Below are 14,537 nucleotides of genomic sequence, written 5' to 3'. Positions count from 1 at the left end.
AAACCGGACCGAGCACTCGGCGGTCACCACGTGACGGGCAGGGCCTCGACGCCGTAGATCTCTTGTGTGTTGCGGAATCTCAGTTCTTCGGACGGGACCGCGAGGCGCAGTCCGGGCAGTCTGCGTGCCAGACTGACCAGTGCGATCTGCAATTCGGCGCGCGCGAGGTTCTGTCCGATGCATTGGTGTGTGCCGTAACCGAATCCGAGGTGCTGGCGGGTGCGGCTGTCGCGATCGGTGTCGAGGATGTCGGGGTTGTCGACGAATGCGGGGTCCCAGTTACCGGCGGGCAGATTCATCAGGACGAGTTCGCCGGCTCGGATCTGCTGACCGCCGATGGTGAGGTCTTCGAGGGCGACGCGCTCGACCAGGCTGTGCACGATGGTCAGGTAGCGCAGTAGTTCTTCGATGGTGCCCGCGGCCGTGGCGGGGTCGTCGGTCCGGCGCAGTCGTTCGAGGTGGTCGGGATGTTCGAGTAGTGCGAGGGTGCCCAGTGAAATCATGCTGGCGGTGGTTTCGTGTCCGGCCTGGAGCAGGATCATGCCGTTCACGGCCGCCGTTTCGCGGCCGAGTTTGCCCGTGGCCACGTAGTCGGTGATCAGGCGGCTCATCAAATCGTCGCCGGGCTCGCGTTCCTTGCGGGCGACGAGTTCGAACATGTAGTTGTACAACGCCCCGACCGCGGTCACGCGCTGATCGTCGTCGGATCGGGAGTCGAGCCCGGCGATGCTGTGCTTCTGGAAGAATTCGTGGTCGTTGTAGGGCACCCCCAGCAGCAGGCAGACCACCAATGACGGTACGGGCAGCGCGAAGTCACGGACGAGATCGGCGGGCGGGCCCTGACTTATCATCTCGTCGAGGAAGCGATCGACGAGTTCCTGGATCCGGGGGCGCATGGCCTCGACCCGCCGGACGGTGAATTCCGCGGTCATCATGCGGCGCAGCCGGTTGTGTTCCGGATCGTCGATGCGCGGGAAGATCACGGGCAGGCCGTCGGCCGGGCTCGGCTCCTCGCCGGTGCTCATCGCGGCTTTCACGACGTCCCGGATCGTGTCGGCGCTCAGGCGCGGGTCGACGAGTGCGGCCCGGATGTCGTGATAACGGCTGATCACCCAGGTCGGCCGCCGCTGGAACAAGGCGCGCCGCGGACGTCCGGACTCTCGCCAGGCGGCGAATTCGGGTGGCGGCGCGAGCGGGCAGCTCGCCGCGCGAGGCGCCGGGATGACGGGAAGATCGGGGCTGTCGTTCGGGGTGGAAGTCGCGGTCGTCATCGGCGCTCCTCAGCACACTGTCACGATAAATGGCAGTTAACTGCCAGTCGGTCAGTGTAGGCAAGGGGTAAGTGGCAGTCAACTGCTGATTGTCTGGCGGTCCGCGGGACGGGTCGCGCGATCCCTCGCTTGTCGCGTGGTCCGCCACCACCGTCGGCCGTGGTGCCGATTGTTATCCTGCGCAGGTGACCACCGGAGATGCCCGCAGGTTGCGCGCCGATGCCGCGCGCAACGCCCAGCAGATCCTGCGGGCAGCGCGGCAGTCGTTCGCCGAGGTGGGCCCCGACGTGACGCTCGAGGAGATCGCCCGCCGGGCGGGAGTGGGTCCACGGACCCTGTATCGCCGATTTCCCAGCAAGGAAGATCTCGTGCGGGCGGCGCTCGACCAGACGATCGATGAAAACATCTCGCCGGCAATCGAACTCGCACTCGCCGACCGTGATCCGCTGCGCGGCTTCACGACCGTGCTCGAAGCGGCGGTGGCCGTGGTGATCCGTGAGCATCACACCCTGATCGCCGGCAATCACAGCGGCGCTCTGACCGTGGACGTCGCGGCGCCGTTCTTCGAGTCGCTCGCCGAACTCACCCGCCGGGCGCAGGCGGCCGGTCAGGTGCGCGGCGATCTCGTTCCCGAAGATCTGCCCCGGATCATCGGGATGCTGGTCAGCGTGCTGTGGACGATGGATCCGCAGAGCGAGGGCTGGCGGCGCTATCTCCGGCTCGTACTCGACATGCTCACCTCTCCCGCGGCGAGCCCGCTGCCGCCTGCCGTGCCGATGGTGTCGGTCCTGCTGCGGGACGACCGCTCCACGCAATAGCCCTGGATCCGCTCGCGGGAGCTTCCCCGCCGGTGCGGTTCGTTCCGGACGCGTTGCGGTGCAATGTCTTCCGTGCGTTCCGGGCGGAGATGTGTTCGACGACAAGTGACAGACGACCGCCGGTCGTGCTACCGTCCCTCAAGTGGCAGCTCGCTGCCGGTTTTCGAAATGTATTGCCCGTGAGGAGTTTCGATGAAGGTGCGGGTAGAGCTGGACAGATGCATCGGCGCCGGACACTGTGTCCTGTTGGCCCCGGATGTTTTCGACCAGCGGGTGGACGACGGTGTGGTGGTCCTTCTGAACGACACGCCCGCACCGGAATCCCATGCGGCAGTTCGGGAATCGGCCGTGGCCTGCCCGGCCTCGGTGATCGGGCTGACCGACTCCTGACCGAGCCCGGCAACGTCGGCGGACCAGAGGATTCGAGCATGACGTCCACGCAACCGAGAATCTATCCCTTCGAGTCCGGAAAATTGGATCTCACACCGCTGTACGCGGAACTGCGGCGCATGCAGCCGCTGTGCCGTGTCCAGTTGCCCTACGGGGAGCCCGGCTGGCTGGCCACCCGCTACGAGGATGTCAAGATCGTGCTCGGCGATCCTCGCTTCAGTCTCGCCGCCGCGATCGGCCGCGACGCTCCGAGATCGCGTCCGTTCCAGGCCGACCCCGGCAGCATCTCCAGCTTCGACCCGCCCGAGCACAGCCGCCTGCGCCGGCTGGTGGCGCAGGCGTTCACGGCTCGCCGCATCGAGCTGTTGCGTCCTCGTGTCGAGCAGATCGCGGGCGAACTCGTCGACGCGATTCTGGCCGAGGGTGCACCCACCGAGCTGGTGGCGAATTTCGCACTGCCCCTGCCGATCGCGGTGATCTGCGAACTGCTCGGCGTGCCGTTCGCCGACCGCGCCGACTTCCGGCACTGGTCCGAGGCCTTCCTGTCCACCAGCAAATACACCATCGAGGAGATGCTGGATTGCCGCGAACGGCTGTGGGCCTACCTGGCGAATCTGGTTGCGGAGCGGCGCATTACGCCACAGGACGACCTGCTCACCGCACTCGTGTCCGCTCGCGACCGCGATGACCGGCTGTCCGAGAACGAGTTGTTTCTGCTGACCGAGGCAATCCTTGTCGCCGGACACGAAACCACCGCCAGCCAACTCGCCAACTTCGTCTATGTCCTGCTGAACAATCCGCAGCACCTCGCGGCCCTGCGCGCGGATCCGGATCTGATGCCCCACGCCGTGGAGGAGTTGACGCGGTTCGTCCCGCTTTCCGGCGGTGCGATGCTGGCACGGTATGCGCTCGAGGACGTCGCACTCGGCGGCGTCACGGTCCGGGCCGGCGAACCCGTCGTGGTCGACATCTCCTCCGCCAATCGGGACGAGTCCGTCTACACCGACGCGGCGAAATTGGATCTCCGGCGCCGGGAGGCGCCCCATCTGGGGTTCGGACACGGTCCACACCATTGCCTCGGCGCCCCGCTGGCCCGCATGGAATTGCGTGTCGCCCTGCGCAGCCTGATCGAGCGATTACCCGGACTCCGATTCGCCGGCAATGGCGACGACGTCGTCTGGAAATCGGGTGTCTCCACCCGCGGCCCCGAACAATTGACGATCGGCTGGGACGAACGATGAGCGATACGCGGTTCGACGGGAAGGTCGCCGTCGTCACCGGCGCCGGCCATGGTCTCGGCCGGCAGCACGCCCTGCTGCTGGCCGCCCGTGGCGCGCGCGTGGTGGTCAACGATATCGGCGGCACGGTATCGGGGACGGGTCGGGACGACGGCCCGGCCGCCGCCGTGGTCCGCGAGATCCGCGACAACGGAGGTGAAGCGGTGGCCGACGCCAATACCGTCGCCACCGCCGCCGGCGGCCGGGCGATCGTCGACACCGCCATCGCGCGTTTCGGCCGGGTCGACATCGTCGTCAACAACGCCGGAATCCTGCGTGACGCACCGTTTCACGACATGACCCCCGATCGGCTCGACGCACTGATCGACGTTCATTTGAAAGGCGCATTCCACGTGACCGGTCCGGCCTGGGCGGTCATGCGGGAACAGCGTTACGGCCGGGTGGTCAACACCACCTCCGCCGCCGGACTGTTCGGAGCTGTCGAGAAGAGCAATTACGGCGCGGCCAAAACCGGTCTGCTCGGATTCACCCGCGTCCTGGCCGCCGAAGGCGCGGAACACGACATCAAAGTCAACGCGATCGCCCCGATCGCGGCGACCCGCATGCTCGCCCAGGCCTTGGCCGACGCCGCCGGCGGCGCCGACCCGGACACGGTGGCCATGCTCCAGGCGTTCACCGACAAACTCGACCCGGCTCTCGTATCGCCGGTGGTCGCGTTCCTCGCACACGAGGACTGCCCGGTCTCCGGTGCCGTGTTCTCCGCGGGCGGCGGACAGGTCGCGCGGGTGTTCCTCGGCAGAGCCGCGGGCTACTACCACCCCGCGCTGTCGATCGAACACGTTCGCGACCACCAGGACGAGATCCTCGACACGACGAACTACACGATTCCGGCCGATTCCGGTGACGAGATCGCCGACCTGTTCCGTGCCATGGCGGATGACGCGGCGGCCACCGGCGGCTGAGGATCAACTCGGAGTTGACATCAACTCGACTCGAGGTTCGAGGATGGCTGTCATGACCGACTCGCAGCCGGACACCGATGCCGAACTGGCCGCTATCCACGCCGTCGTCACCGCCGTCGACGAGGCGCAGCGTCATGAGCACGCGGACGACTTCCTCGCGCTCTTCCACCCCGATGCGATCTGGACCACCGGCGCCGGGAAGTTCCTCAACGGCCTGGACGAGATCGCCGAATTCACTCGCAGGGTACTGCCCGGCTCGACGAAGGACGGCTACGCCACCTACGAGATCTTCTTCGTCCGCTTCATCCGTCCGGACGTGGCCGCAGTCAAAGTGCGCCAACGGTATTGGTCCAACGAGGGCGAGCTGCAATCGGAAGGATCACCGCTCTACGGCATGACCAAGGACGACGGTCGCTGGTTGCTCACCTTCTGCCAGAACACCCCGGTCGCAGACCACTGAGACAGTCGCGCGATTCCCCTGTCCGGCAACTGTTTACGGTACCCGTCGTGGTCGGCGTGGCAAGCGACCGGACCCGCGGCACCACCGACGGCGGGGATCACGAGTTCAACACCTCGACCGAGGTGAGGAGTCGCTTGCCCATCGCGGTCACCTGGCGTGCGGTCATGCGGCGGAGGGGATGTACGCCGATGTTGAGCCGCACTCGTCCCCGTTGGTCGAAGATGGGCACGGCGATGCTGAACACCTCGTAGGTGGCCTTGGTGTCCGGGTCGGGCAGGAAGCCGAGCGCGGCGAATTCGGCGAGCTGGTCGCGGAGTTGGCGGACCTGCGAGGGCAGCCGGCTGGTGTCGAGCGTCCCGACCAGCTGTATCGCCTGAGCCAGTGCGGGTGTGGTGCGGTCGACGTCGAAGCCGCGGGCTCGGGTGATGTCCAGTCCCTGGCGCAGCCGTTGGGCCAATTCTTCATTTCCCGCCGCGCCGCGCTCGACCCATGCGTCTTGTTCCTGCGGGGTGTCCCACGCCGCGAAGGCGCAGCCGAAGGGCGGGGAATACGGGTAGGACTCGCCGGTGGTGGTCTCGGACAGCTCCGGGTCCGTCGATTGGAAGCAGGTGATCACGAGATCGTCGCCGCTGCGCTCGACGACGGACGTGGCGCAGCCCAGGCGCGCGGCGAGCTCGACGGTGAGCGATTGCGCCCGCCGGGCCAACGCGCGTGGCGAACCTGCCGCGGCGGCGGTGATGTCGAGGACCGGGCCGACGGTGAACGTCTTGTCGGTGGCGTCGCGTGCGGCCCAGCCACGGTCGACGAGGGTCGACAAGATGTTGTGGGCGGTGGCGATCGACAGGCCCAGGACCTCGGCGATCTCGGACAGTCGATAAGCCTGCCCGTCGGCGTGAGCGAGTAGTTCCACCACGTCCAGTGCGCGGGCCGTGGGCGGCGAAGCGACGTCGGCCACCGTTGTCGTTCCCTTCTCGCGACGCTATACTTCACATTATTGTAACTCTGCTTTCAACTATCTGAAAGTCGACCGCCTCGCGGTGGCGCGGCTTCGATCGGGAGGGGATGGCGATGCGCGCCTTCTCGCTGCGTACCGGGACACTCGCCGCGCAGGCGGCGAGGCTCGGGGCGATGAATGCATCCGCGACGCCGGCTTTCCGCGAGAAATACGGGCCTTGGGCCTTGGTCGCGGGCGCGTCCGACGGGGTCGGCGCCGCCTTCGCCGAGACGATCGCCCGCCACGGCGTCGACGTCGTGCTGCTCGCTCGCCGCGAGGAGGTTCTCCGGCAGGTCGCCGAAGGAATTCGGAGCCGTACCGGCCGCCGGGCGCGCGCGGTGACGATCGACCTGTCCACCGCCGATGCCGTCGATTCGATCGTCGACGCCACCGCCGATCTCGACATCGGGTTGCTGGTCTACTGCGCCGGTTCCGATGCCGACTACAAACCGTTCCTGGAAAACTCGATCGCGGCCGCCGCAGCGATGCTGCAACGCAACTGCCTGGTTCCCATGCAGCTGGCACACCACTACGGCCGGGCGATGGCCGAGCGCGGGCGGGGCGGCATCATGGTCCTCAGTTCCGGCGCGGCCTTCGTCGGCGCACCGAACATGGTCGCCTACGGGGCCACCAAAGCCTTCGACATGATCTTCACCGAGGCGTTGTGGTGCGAGTGGCGGGATGTCGGTGTGGACGTGCTGGGCGTCGTCCTCGGCGAGACCGATACGCCCGCGCTGCGCCGCATCCGCGCAGCCCGCGGCATCGCCGGACCCGATGAACCGGTGCCGGGTGCGGCCGGCGTCGATGAGGTGGTGACCGCCGCCTTCGCCGCGTTGGGGAAGGGGCCGACGTGTATGGCGGGCAAGCAGATTCGGCGCGGCGCGCGGCTGATCTACCCGATTCCGCGCGGTGCGCTCGTCCGGGCGATGGCCTGGGCGAGTCGGCGCAGACTGTGAACCATCGACGGCAGGAGATGCCTGGTGACCGACCGTGAGGACATCGTCGACGTGCTGGTGCGCTATGCGACGGGTATCGACGACCGCGACTGGTCGCTGTTTCGCACGTGCTTCACCGACGACGCACGGTTCGACTACGGCGGCATCGGAACCTGGAACGATCCCGATGCGCTCACCGAGTACATGCGCAGATCGCACTCCGGGCCGTCGCTGCACCGACTGTCCAATTTCGTCGTCGACATCGACGCCGACGAGGCTGTGTCACGCACCTATGTCGACGCACAGGTGATGGGTCCCCGCGGGTTCGGGGTCGTGCGCACCTTCGGCCGGTACGACGATCGGTGGCGGCGAACCCCCGATGGATGGCGAATTACGTTCCGCCGGACACGCTTACACGGTGCGCGGCTTCCCGGCCCGTTGAGCCTGATCCCACCGACGCTCGCCCACCGGCTGCTGGCACTGACAGCACGCCTGGGCACGCAGAGTGCCGCGTCCCGGCACTTCGCTGACGAGGAGAACGAGAGCTGATGCGTGCAGTCGTCCTGCGGGACAATCGGTTGGAGGTCCGGGAAACCGACGATCCGGTGGCCGGGCCGGGTGAGTTGCTCATCCGTCCGCTCAGTGCCGCACTGTGCGCCTCCGACGTGCATTACATGGACCATCCCGACAGCGCGCCCCGGTTCGTCTGGGATGCCGGCCGCGACACCGTCATGGGTCACGAATTCATCGGCGAGGTCGTCGGTCACGGTCCCGGCGGCTCCGAGAACTTTCCCCTCGGCGCTCGGGTCACCAGCATGCCCCTGCTGTTGGGCACCGGGCAGCCGCACGTCATCGGCCACGACCCGGACGCCCCCGGCGCGTTCGGGGAGCTGATGCGGGTCTCGGAGATGATGTCCCGGCTCGTCCCCGACGGCATCCCCGATGACGCGGTCGCCGTGGTCGACGCGTTCGCGGTCGGCGAATACTACGTCCGTATCTCCGGAATCGCCCTGGGCGAACTGCCGCTCGTCGTCGGGGCCGGGGCCATCGGGCTGTCGGCGGTCGCGGCGCTGAAGTCCCGCGGCATCGAGCACATCATCGTCGCCGATTACAGCCCGGCGCGCCTGGCATACGCGCGCACGTTCGGGGCGACGGTCCTGGTGAACCCCGCCGAGCGCTCCCCGTACGACGTGTGGCGCGAAGTCGCCCGGAGCACCGGCGCCACCTGGCCTCAGGTGATCTTCGAATGCGCCGGCGCCCCCGGGCTCATCCAGAACATTATCGACTCCTGCGAATTCGGTACCCGTATCTTCGCCGCCGGTAGCTGGACCGGTGCCGACACCATGCTCATTCCCGCTGCCATGCACCAGGGTCTGGCCATGCAGTTCGGCGGTGGTCCGCACCCGCAGGACTGGTACGGAACCCTCGACGCCGTGACCGGCGGCCGCCTCGACCCCCTTCCTGCCATCGGCAGGACCATCGGCCTCGACGAGGTCCCCGACGCCCTCGACCAGTTGCGCAAAGGACAAGGACCTCCGCGTGTGGTCGTGCATCCGACCTCTCGTTAGGTAACCACCTACGCACACCCACCCCCGGTGCTGCCGGTCCGATTCACCGGATCGGCTATCGGACAACCGATTTCGACGTTGTGGCGATTGCGGCGCCCGGTGCGGATTCGCCGTGCCCGGCGCAGTCGGTGATCTACTTCGCCGCCCTGGCAGACGGGTCCGGCGGTCGCCCTCCCCGTCGGCACCACCGACACCGTCCGGATCGGCATTCGGTGCGGTCCTGACCGTCACCTGTGCGATGGTCACCGGCGCGGAGCCGATCGGCATGGCGAAGATCATAGTCCGGATCCGAGGTCGCCACGGCTGCCGCCGGACCGAAATTTGCACCCTGACCTGGCCTCCTGGTCCGTCCCGGCCCGTCACCACATTAGGTTGCTTTCGGCAACTAATTGGTGGGATACTAGTTGCCTAGGGCTACCAAGCGGGTGGTTGTCGGGGCATCGAGGAAAAGGTGCCGCGGGCCGCTCGCACGGCAGGGTGGACCGGAAGCGGTGATCGGACCGCGCACGGGTCGCCGCGCCGGTTCTGTCACGCTCTCGGCGATGCGCCGGGGCGGTGAGCCGCGCGAGCCCTCCGACGTCGGTTGTCGGCAGGCACATCGTCGTGCCCCCGATTCCCGTCCGGCTTGGATGAGCGCCGCCGCGATGCGAGCCTCGCTCCGAACTTCATTGGCGCGAAAGGAAATTGAGGTTATATGGCAGTCGTAGCACCGGCCCGGACGACGGTGACGGCACCCGATCCGGGTGTCCCGATGTCGCATCGGCAGATCATGGAAGCGTTGTCGGGGTTGCTGCTCGGCCTGTTCGTGACGATTCTGTCGTCCACCATCGTGTCGAACGCGCTGCCGACGATCATCGCCGATCTGCACGCGAGCCAGACCGTGTACACCTGGGTGATCACCGGGACGTTGCTCTCGATGACGATCACCACCCCGATCTGGGGCAAGCTCGCCGACCTGGTGAGCAAGAAGCTCCTGATCCAGATCGCCCTGGCGATCTTCGTCATCGGCTCGGCCATCGCCGGTCAGGCGCACAATTCCGCGATGCTCATCGGGGCCCGGGTCGTGCAGGGGCTCGGCGCCGGCGGGCTCAGCGCGCTGGTGCAGGTGATCATGGCGGCGATGATCTCGCCACGCGAGCGCGGCCGCTACTCCGGATATACCGGCGCGGTATTCGCCCTGGCCACGGTCGGCGGCCCGCTCATCGGCGGTCTCATCGTCGACACCTCGTGGCTCGGCTGGCGGTGGTGTTTCTACGTCGGCGTGCCGTTCGCCGTCCTCGCGCTGGTCGTCCTGCAGAAGACGCTGCATCTCCCGGTGGTCAAGCGGAAGGTGAAGATCGACTGGCTCGGCGCGACGCTGATCTCCGGGGCGGCCTCATTGCTGCTGCTCTGGGTCTCGTTCGCCGGCAACAAGTACGACTGGTTGTCCTGGCAGACCGCCGCGATGCTCGGGGGCGCGGTCGTCCTCGCGGTGGCGTTCGTCCTGGCGGAGACCGTCGCGAGCGAGCCGATCGTGCCGCTACGGCTGTTCCGGATCCGCACCCTGTCGCTGTCCACGCTGGCCAGCCTGTTCATCGGCGTCGCGATGTTCGGTGCGACGACCTTCCTCGGCCAGTACTTCCAGCTGGCCCGCGGCGACTCGCCGACCAAGGCGGGCCTCATGACGCTGCCGATGATCGCCGGCCTGGCCGTCGCGTCGACGATCTCCGGGCGCGTGGTGAGCACCACCGGACGCTGGAAGAACATCCTGGTGCTCGGTGCCGTGCTGATGACCGTCGGTTACGGGATGCTCAGCATGGTGCGTTACGACACCTCCTACTGGGAGGTCGGGATCTACATGCTCTGCGTCGGCGCGGGCCTGGGCATGACCATGCAGAACCTGGTGCTGTGCGTGCAGAACCAGGTCCGGCCGCAGGAACTCGGCGTCGCCAGCTCGACCGTCTCGTTCTTCCGCTCGCTCGGCGGCGCGCTCGGTGTGTCGGCGCTCGGCGCGTTGCTGGGCACCCGGGTCACCGAGTACGTGAAGGACGGACTCGCGAACATCGGCGTGCACGCCCTCGGCAGCGACGGCTCGATCCCGAAGCTGTCCGCCCTGCCCGCCCCGATCCGCGCGGTCGTCCAGGACGCCTACGGTCACGGCATCGGCAACGTGTTCTTGTTCGTCACGCCGTGCGTCCTGATCGCGGTGATCGTGATCCTGTTCATCAAGGAGGTGCCGCTGCGCACGTCCAACAGCCAGGAGCCGGTGGTCGCCGCCGCGTCCGTACCGGACGTCCCGGTGCACGGCCGGCACGCCCAGCGCCCGGGGTCGCAGCCGGTCGCCGGCGTCGTCGGCAACCGGGTCGCCGCGCCGGCGCATACCGCCGCGCCGGCGCGAGAGTCGTTGCACAGCGGCACGATTCGCGGTTTCGTCCGCAACGGTGGCACTCCGGTACCCCGTGCCGCGCTGACGCTGATCGACGTCGGCGGGCGCCAGATCGGCCGGGCGACCACCGGTGACGACGGACGGTACATCCTGTCCGTTCCCGACACCGGCAGCTACGTGCTGATCACCGCGGCGGAGGATCACGACCCGCAGGCCGCGACCGTCGTGGTCCACGGCGGTCCGGTCGACTTCGACGTGACGCTCGCCGGTTCCGGCGGCCTCACCGGAGTCGTCCGCAGCGTGGACGGTGCCCCCGTCGAGGGCGCGATGGCCGTGGTCACGGACGGACGTGGTGAGGTCGTCGCCGTCGGCACGACCGATATCGACGGTGGTTTCGTCTTCCGGGGGGTGAACGCCGGCGTCTACACACTCGCGGTCGGCGCCGCCGGCTACCGGCCGAGCGCCGCGCCGGTCGAGGTCGGCAGCGGCCCGAGCCGGCTCGAGGTCGAACTACTGCCCGGCCTGCGGGTCCACGGCACGATCCGGGCCGCGGGCCGCGGGCCGGTTCCGGACGCACGGGTCGCGCTGTTCGACGCGGCCGGGCACGTGGTCGGCACGACGACCACCGGCCCGGACGGCGAGTACGACTTCACCGGCCTGCCCGACGGCCGGTTCACCGTCACAGCCAGCGGATATCCGGTGGTGGCGAGCGGCATCGAGCTGACCGGTCCGGGCGACGACCCGCACGACCTGTGGCTCGCCCACCCGGCCGGATGACCCGGATCCGCCGGGCCGCCGATCGTGGCGGTCCGGCGGAACCGATCGGCCGCCGCAGACGAGGCAGGTGAAGTGACGATGACGGGAACCACGGCCGCCCGCGAACACGAGGCGTACCAGGCGGTCGAACACGAACTCGGCGTGTTCTTCCGCCGTGCGCGGTCGCTGTCCGCCGAGGTGGCCCGCGAGGTGCACCCGGAACTCGAACCCGCGGCCTACGGCCTGCTCATCGGCATGTACGACTGTGCCCGCTCGCGGCCCAGCGATCTGGCCGATCACTTCGGTGTCGGCAAGGCCACCATCAGCCGGCAGGTGAAGGTGCTGGAAAAGCTCGGCCTGATCGAGCGCCGCCCCGACCCCGACGACGGCCGTGCCCACCTGCTGGTTCTCACGGATGAGGGACACCATCGGGTGGAATCCGCCCGCACCGCCCGCCAGGAACGTTTCCACGCGATGCTGGGAACCTGGTCGGCGGAGGACGTCCGCATGCTGGGCAGCATGCTCGCCCGGTTCAACGATCTGGCAGAGAGTAGAGCGGACCGTCCCTGAGGACGGATGTTCCGGCCGGATGCGCCGACGTGCTGTCACAACCCGCGAGTTGCGAACAGCGCGTTGCCGTATCTCACCTGACCGACAGGTCCCCGGGCTCGGTGGCCTGCTCACCGAAGACGGCGCGATGTCCGCGGGCGGTGTCCATGTATTCGCGCACCCGGTGGATGAGGCCGTCCCGCAGTTCGAAGATCAAGCAGTAGTCGTTGCGGTACGTGTTGCCGTTCGCCAGCGTCGCGCTCATCGTTTCCTCGACGATCACCCGATCGCCGTCGACGTAGAATCCGTGGAACTCCACGGCGACGTCGTCGACGAACAATCGCGAGAACTCTTGTGCGAGAAAGTGTGTGATGGCCTCCCGGCCGATCATGTGGCTGGGACCGTCGAGGGCGATCGCGGTCGCGTTGCCCGCCGGTGCGAGCCATTCGGCGTCGGCGGTGAAGACCGGGGCGATCTGCTCTGCGTCGTGGCTGGCGAACGCCCGCCATGCCGCCCGGACGATGGCTCTGTTGTCGGTGGACATGGGTCGACGGTACCGCCGTGCCACCGGTCGTACCGGCGGTAAACGGACGAGATCATCCGCCGTCCGGTGGCTCGGCGAACCGAAAGATTCAGTCCGGCAACCGAACACACGGCCTGTCACGGATGGTCGGCGCGGCAGGCTACGGGCGATGTGGGTGTGGCACGGGTGTCCGGTCGCTACGGGACCGCGACGAAATCGGGCATGACGAACGACTTGTCGTCGAATTCGGTTGTGGGACCGTAGAAGCGGAGAGCCGGTAGTGGTCGCTTGCCTGCGGTCGGGATCCAGTTCGATTCCAGCCCTGGGGGTGCGGTGGGCCCGACGTACAGGGTGACGGTGCCGTCGGGGTTCCTCGACATCGTGTCCAGGTCGTAGCTGGACAGGGTGGTGCGGGGCGGGTCGGCGTAGACGAATGCGAAGGTGGCGCGGTCGTAGACCGTCAGTGCCCAGAACTGTCGGACCGGCATGGTGGCCGGGATGTCCAGCTTGTAGGTCCTGCCCGCCTGCAACGGTTTTCCTTCGGCATCGGCCATGGCCATCAGGTACTGCGTCGCGGGAGCGTCGGTGAGGACCTTCGGGACGTAGATGCACCACATGAATTGCGCTGCGCGGCCGATTATGTCGATCCGGTCGTCGTACTCGTAGTCGAAGGTGTGCTTCTCGTCGGCCATCAGCAGGGAGGCGTAGTGGCGGTCGGGCCAGTAATACCGTTGCGCGGGAAGGTGATCGAAATAGTTCTGGAGGTGGTACCAGACGTCGACGGCGGCTCGGCGCATCGCGCGGCGGGCGGTCGCGTCGGGGCGGTACTGCGCGCCCCGGACGATGCCCAGCGATTCCAGATTGCCGATCATCTGCTTGTCGATCGGTTTGACCGGTTCGATCTCGACGATATCGGCCAGGTCGTCGAAGAAACGTTCGTCGTAGCACGGGAGGGTGGGATACCGGTCCTCGATCGGGTCGACGAATTTCTGTTGCGGGGGATTCGCTGCCATAGTCAGCGGGTAGACGCGCAGTCGATGCGAATAGTCGACGGCGGCCTGTGTCGTCCCACCCGGCGCGACGATCGATCGGAACGCGAAAGCGATGCGGTAGTTCGGCGAGGCGATCGCGATGTAGCCGGGTGGGATGTCGCCGGTGTAGCCGGGCGGGGTGAACAGGTATTTTCCGCCGCGGCCCCCGTCCGCTCCCTCGGCGCCGACATCGGCGATGGTGAACTGCCAGGCGTCGACCACCTGCCCGTAGAGCTCACCGTCGGGTCCGGCGGCCGGCACCTCGAGCACCACCGGACCCTGCCGTAGATCGGTGTACGCCGAGACATACGGGGTGGAACTGTTGGGGGTCAACGCTTCCAGCGCGGGTGTCGCGGTACGGGAGTAGGCGATGATGTCGTTGTCCTCGATGCCGAGGTGCTCGAACGCGGCGGCGCGCAGCCGGTGGATCGCGACGGCGGGCAGGGACCACAGCACTGCCTCGAACGCCCGCTGATACTTCACCTGATAGTCGAAATCGGTGTGTGACGGTCGCGCGCCCTCGGGTGGCTGGCCGCCCAGCGGCTCGCCGGTGGGGTTGCCCAGCGCACGGTACGGCCGCTCGCCGCTGTTCGGGGAGCCGCAGAGCAGGGCCGATGCGGCGCGTAACGGCAGCATCAGCAGTCCCAGGCAGTCGCGCATCTGTTCCTCTCCGGAGC

The 14,537-nt window shown here is 67.8% G+C and carries 14 protein-coding genes; 10 read left to right on the top strand and 4 right to left on the bottom strand.

Features of this window, described 5'->3' with window-relative positions; all coding sequences use genetic code 11:
- Positions 1-23: 23 nt before the first annotated feature.
- A complete protein-coding gene (locus G361_RS0118235) occupies positions 24-1,271 on the bottom strand; it encodes a cytochrome P450 (RefSeq protein WP_036494152.1) in 1,248 nt (415 codons plus the stop codon).
- A gap of 185 nt (positions 1,272-1,456) precedes the next feature.
- On the opposite strand from G361_RS0118235, the gene G361_RS44025 reads away from it, so the two are divergent.
- The 5 genes from G361_RS44025 (at position 1,457) to G361_RS0118210 (ending at position 5,139) form a co-directional block, all read left to right on the top strand.
- A complete protein-coding gene (locus tag G361_RS44025) occupies positions 1,457-2,089 on the top strand; it encodes a TetR/AcrR family transcriptional regulator (RefSeq protein ID WP_036494151.1) in 633 nt (210 codons plus the stop codon).
- A gap of 192 nt (positions 2,090-2,281) precedes the next feature.
- On the top strand, positions 2,282-2,479 hold the full coding sequence (locus G361_RS0118225) for a ferredoxin (RefSeq protein ID WP_019928543.1): 198 nt from the start codon (positions 2,282-2,284) through the stop codon (positions 2,477-2,479).
- A 38-nt stretch (positions 2,480-2,517) separates the two neighbouring features.
- A complete protein-coding gene (locus tag G361_RS0118220; protein ID WP_019928542.1) occupies positions 2,518-3,720 on the top strand; it encodes a cytochrome P450 in 1,203 nt (400 codons plus the stop codon).
- Positions 3,717-4,679, top strand: a complete 963-nt coding sequence (locus tag G361_RS0118215) for an SDR family NAD(P)-dependent oxidoreductase (RefSeq protein WP_019928541.1) — start codon at positions 3,717-3,719, stop codon at positions 4,677-4,679. Before G361_RS0118220 ends, G361_RS0118215 begins: the two co-directional genes overlap by 4 nt.
- A gap of 52 nt (positions 4,680-4,731) precedes the next feature.
- Entirely contained in the window at positions 4,732-5,139 is a 408-nt protein-coding gene (locus G361_RS0118210) for an SgcJ/EcaC family oxidoreductase (RefSeq protein ID WP_019928540.1), read from the top strand.
- Positions 5,140-5,236: 97 nt separating this feature from the next.
- Here G361_RS0118210 and G361_RS44020 read toward each other — a convergent pair whose 3' ends face one another.
- On the bottom strand, positions 5,237-6,094 hold the full coding sequence (locus G361_RS44020) for an IclR family transcriptional regulator (protein WP_019928539.1): 858 nt from the start codon (positions 6,092-6,094) through the stop codon (positions 5,237-5,239).
- Positions 6,095-6,267: 173 nt separating this feature from the next.
- Between G361_RS44020 and G361_RS0118200 the strand changes: the two genes are divergently transcribed.
- The 5 genes from G361_RS0118200 to G361_RS0118180 all read left to right on the top strand — a co-directional run bounded on the left by G361_RS0118200 (position 6,268) and on the right by G361_RS0118180 (position 12,327).
- Positions 6,268-7,089 carry an SDR family NAD(P)-dependent oxidoreductase gene (locus tag G361_RS0118200; protein WP_026343182.1) on the top strand — a complete coding sequence of 274 codons (822 nt, stop codon included), beginning with the start codon at positions 6,268-6,270 and terminating at the stop codon, positions 7,087-7,089.
- Between the two features lie 24 nt (positions 7,090-7,113).
- Positions 7,114-7,617 carry a nuclear transport factor 2 family protein gene (locus tag G361_RS0118195; protein WP_019928537.1) on the top strand — a complete coding sequence of 168 codons (504 nt, stop codon included), beginning with the start codon at positions 7,114-7,116 and terminating at the stop codon, positions 7,615-7,617.
- A complete protein-coding gene (locus G361_RS0118190) occupies positions 7,617-8,636 on the top strand; it encodes a zinc-binding dehydrogenase (protein WP_019928536.1) in 1,020 nt (339 codons plus the stop codon). Before G361_RS0118195 ends, G361_RS0118190 begins: the two co-directional genes overlap by 1 nt.
- Positions 8,637-9,330: 694 nt before the next feature.
- A complete protein-coding gene (locus tag G361_RS0118185) occupies positions 9,331-11,778 on the top strand; it encodes an MFS transporter (RefSeq protein WP_019928535.1) in 2,448 nt (815 codons plus the stop codon).
- A 78-nt stretch (positions 11,779-11,856) separates the two neighbouring features.
- Complete coding sequence (locus G361_RS0118180; protein ID WP_019928534.1) at positions 11,857-12,327, top strand: MarR family winged helix-turn-helix transcriptional regulator; 471 nt, start codon at positions 11,857-11,859, stop codon at positions 12,325-12,327.
- A 73-nt stretch (positions 12,328-12,400) separates the two neighbouring features.
- On the opposite strand, the gene G361_RS0118175 is transcribed toward G361_RS0118180, so the two are convergent.
- Positions 12,401-12,850: a nuclear transport factor 2 family protein gene (locus G361_RS0118175; RefSeq protein ID WP_019928533.1), complete on the bottom strand. Its 450-nt coding sequence runs from the start codon at positions 12,848-12,850 to the stop codon at positions 12,401-12,403.
- A gap of 176 nt (positions 12,851-13,026) precedes the next feature.
- The gene (locus G361_RS0118170; protein WP_019928532.1) at positions 13,027-14,520 is read right to left on the bottom strand and encodes a DUF1254 domain-containing protein; all 1,494 of its coding nucleotides are present in this window, start codon (positions 14,518-14,520) and stop codon (positions 13,027-13,029) included.
- Positions 14,521-14,537: the final 17 nt, after the last annotated feature.

Source organism: Nocardia sp. BMG111209 (assembly GCF_000381925.1).
In the GTDB taxonomy this organism is placed as follows: Bacteria; Actinomycetota; Actinomycetes; order Mycobacteriales; family Mycobacteriaceae; genus Nocardia.
The sequence above is the reverse complement of the archived record's forward strand: the minus strand, read 5'-3'. Positions and strand labels throughout refer to the sequence as shown.

Excerpts from the sequence above, each read along its gene's own strand:
- G361_RS0118180 (WP_019928534.1), top strand. The coding sequence starts at position 11,857 with ATGACGGGAACCACGGCCGCCCGCGAACACGAGGCGTACCAGGCGGTC.
- G361_RS0118200 (WP_026343182.1), top strand. The coding sequence starts at position 6,268 with ATGAATGCATCCGCGACGCCGGCTTTCCGCGAGAAATACGGGCCTTGG.
- G361_RS0118210 (WP_019928540.1), top strand. The coding sequence starts at position 4,732 with ATGACCGACTCGCAGCCGGACACCGATGCCGAACTGGCCGCTATCCAC.
- G361_RS0118175 (WP_019928533.1), bottom strand. The coding sequence starts at position 12,850 with ATGTCCACCGACAACAGAGCCATCGTCCGGGCGGCATGGCGGGCGTTC.
- G361_RS0118220 (WP_019928542.1), top strand. The coding sequence starts at position 2,518 with ATGACGTCCACGCAACCGAGAATCTATCCCTTCGAGTCCGGAAAATTG.
- G361_RS0118190 (WP_019928536.1), top strand. The coding sequence starts at position 7,617 with ATGCGTGCAGTCGTCCTGCGGGACAATCGGTTGGAGGTCCGGGAAACC.
- G361_RS0118235 (WP_036494152.1), bottom strand. The coding sequence starts at position 1,271 with ATGACGACCGCGACTTCCACCCCGAACGACAGCCCCGATCTTCCCGTC.
- G361_RS0118185 (WP_019928535.1), top strand. The coding sequence starts at position 9,331 with ATGGCAGTCGTAGCACCGGCCCGGACGACGGTGACGGCACCCGATCCG.
- G361_RS0118215 (WP_019928541.1), top strand. The coding sequence starts at position 3,717 with ATGAGCGATACGCGGTTCGACGGGAAGGTCGCCGTCGTCACCGGCGCC.
- G361_RS0118225 (WP_019928543.1), top strand. The coding sequence starts at position 2,282 with ATGAAGGTGCGGGTAGAGCTGGACAGATGCATCGGCGCCGGACACTGT.
- G361_RS0118170 (WP_019928532.1), bottom strand. The coding sequence starts at position 14,520 with ATGCGCGACTGCCTGGGACTGCTGATGCTGCCGTTACGCGCCGCATCG.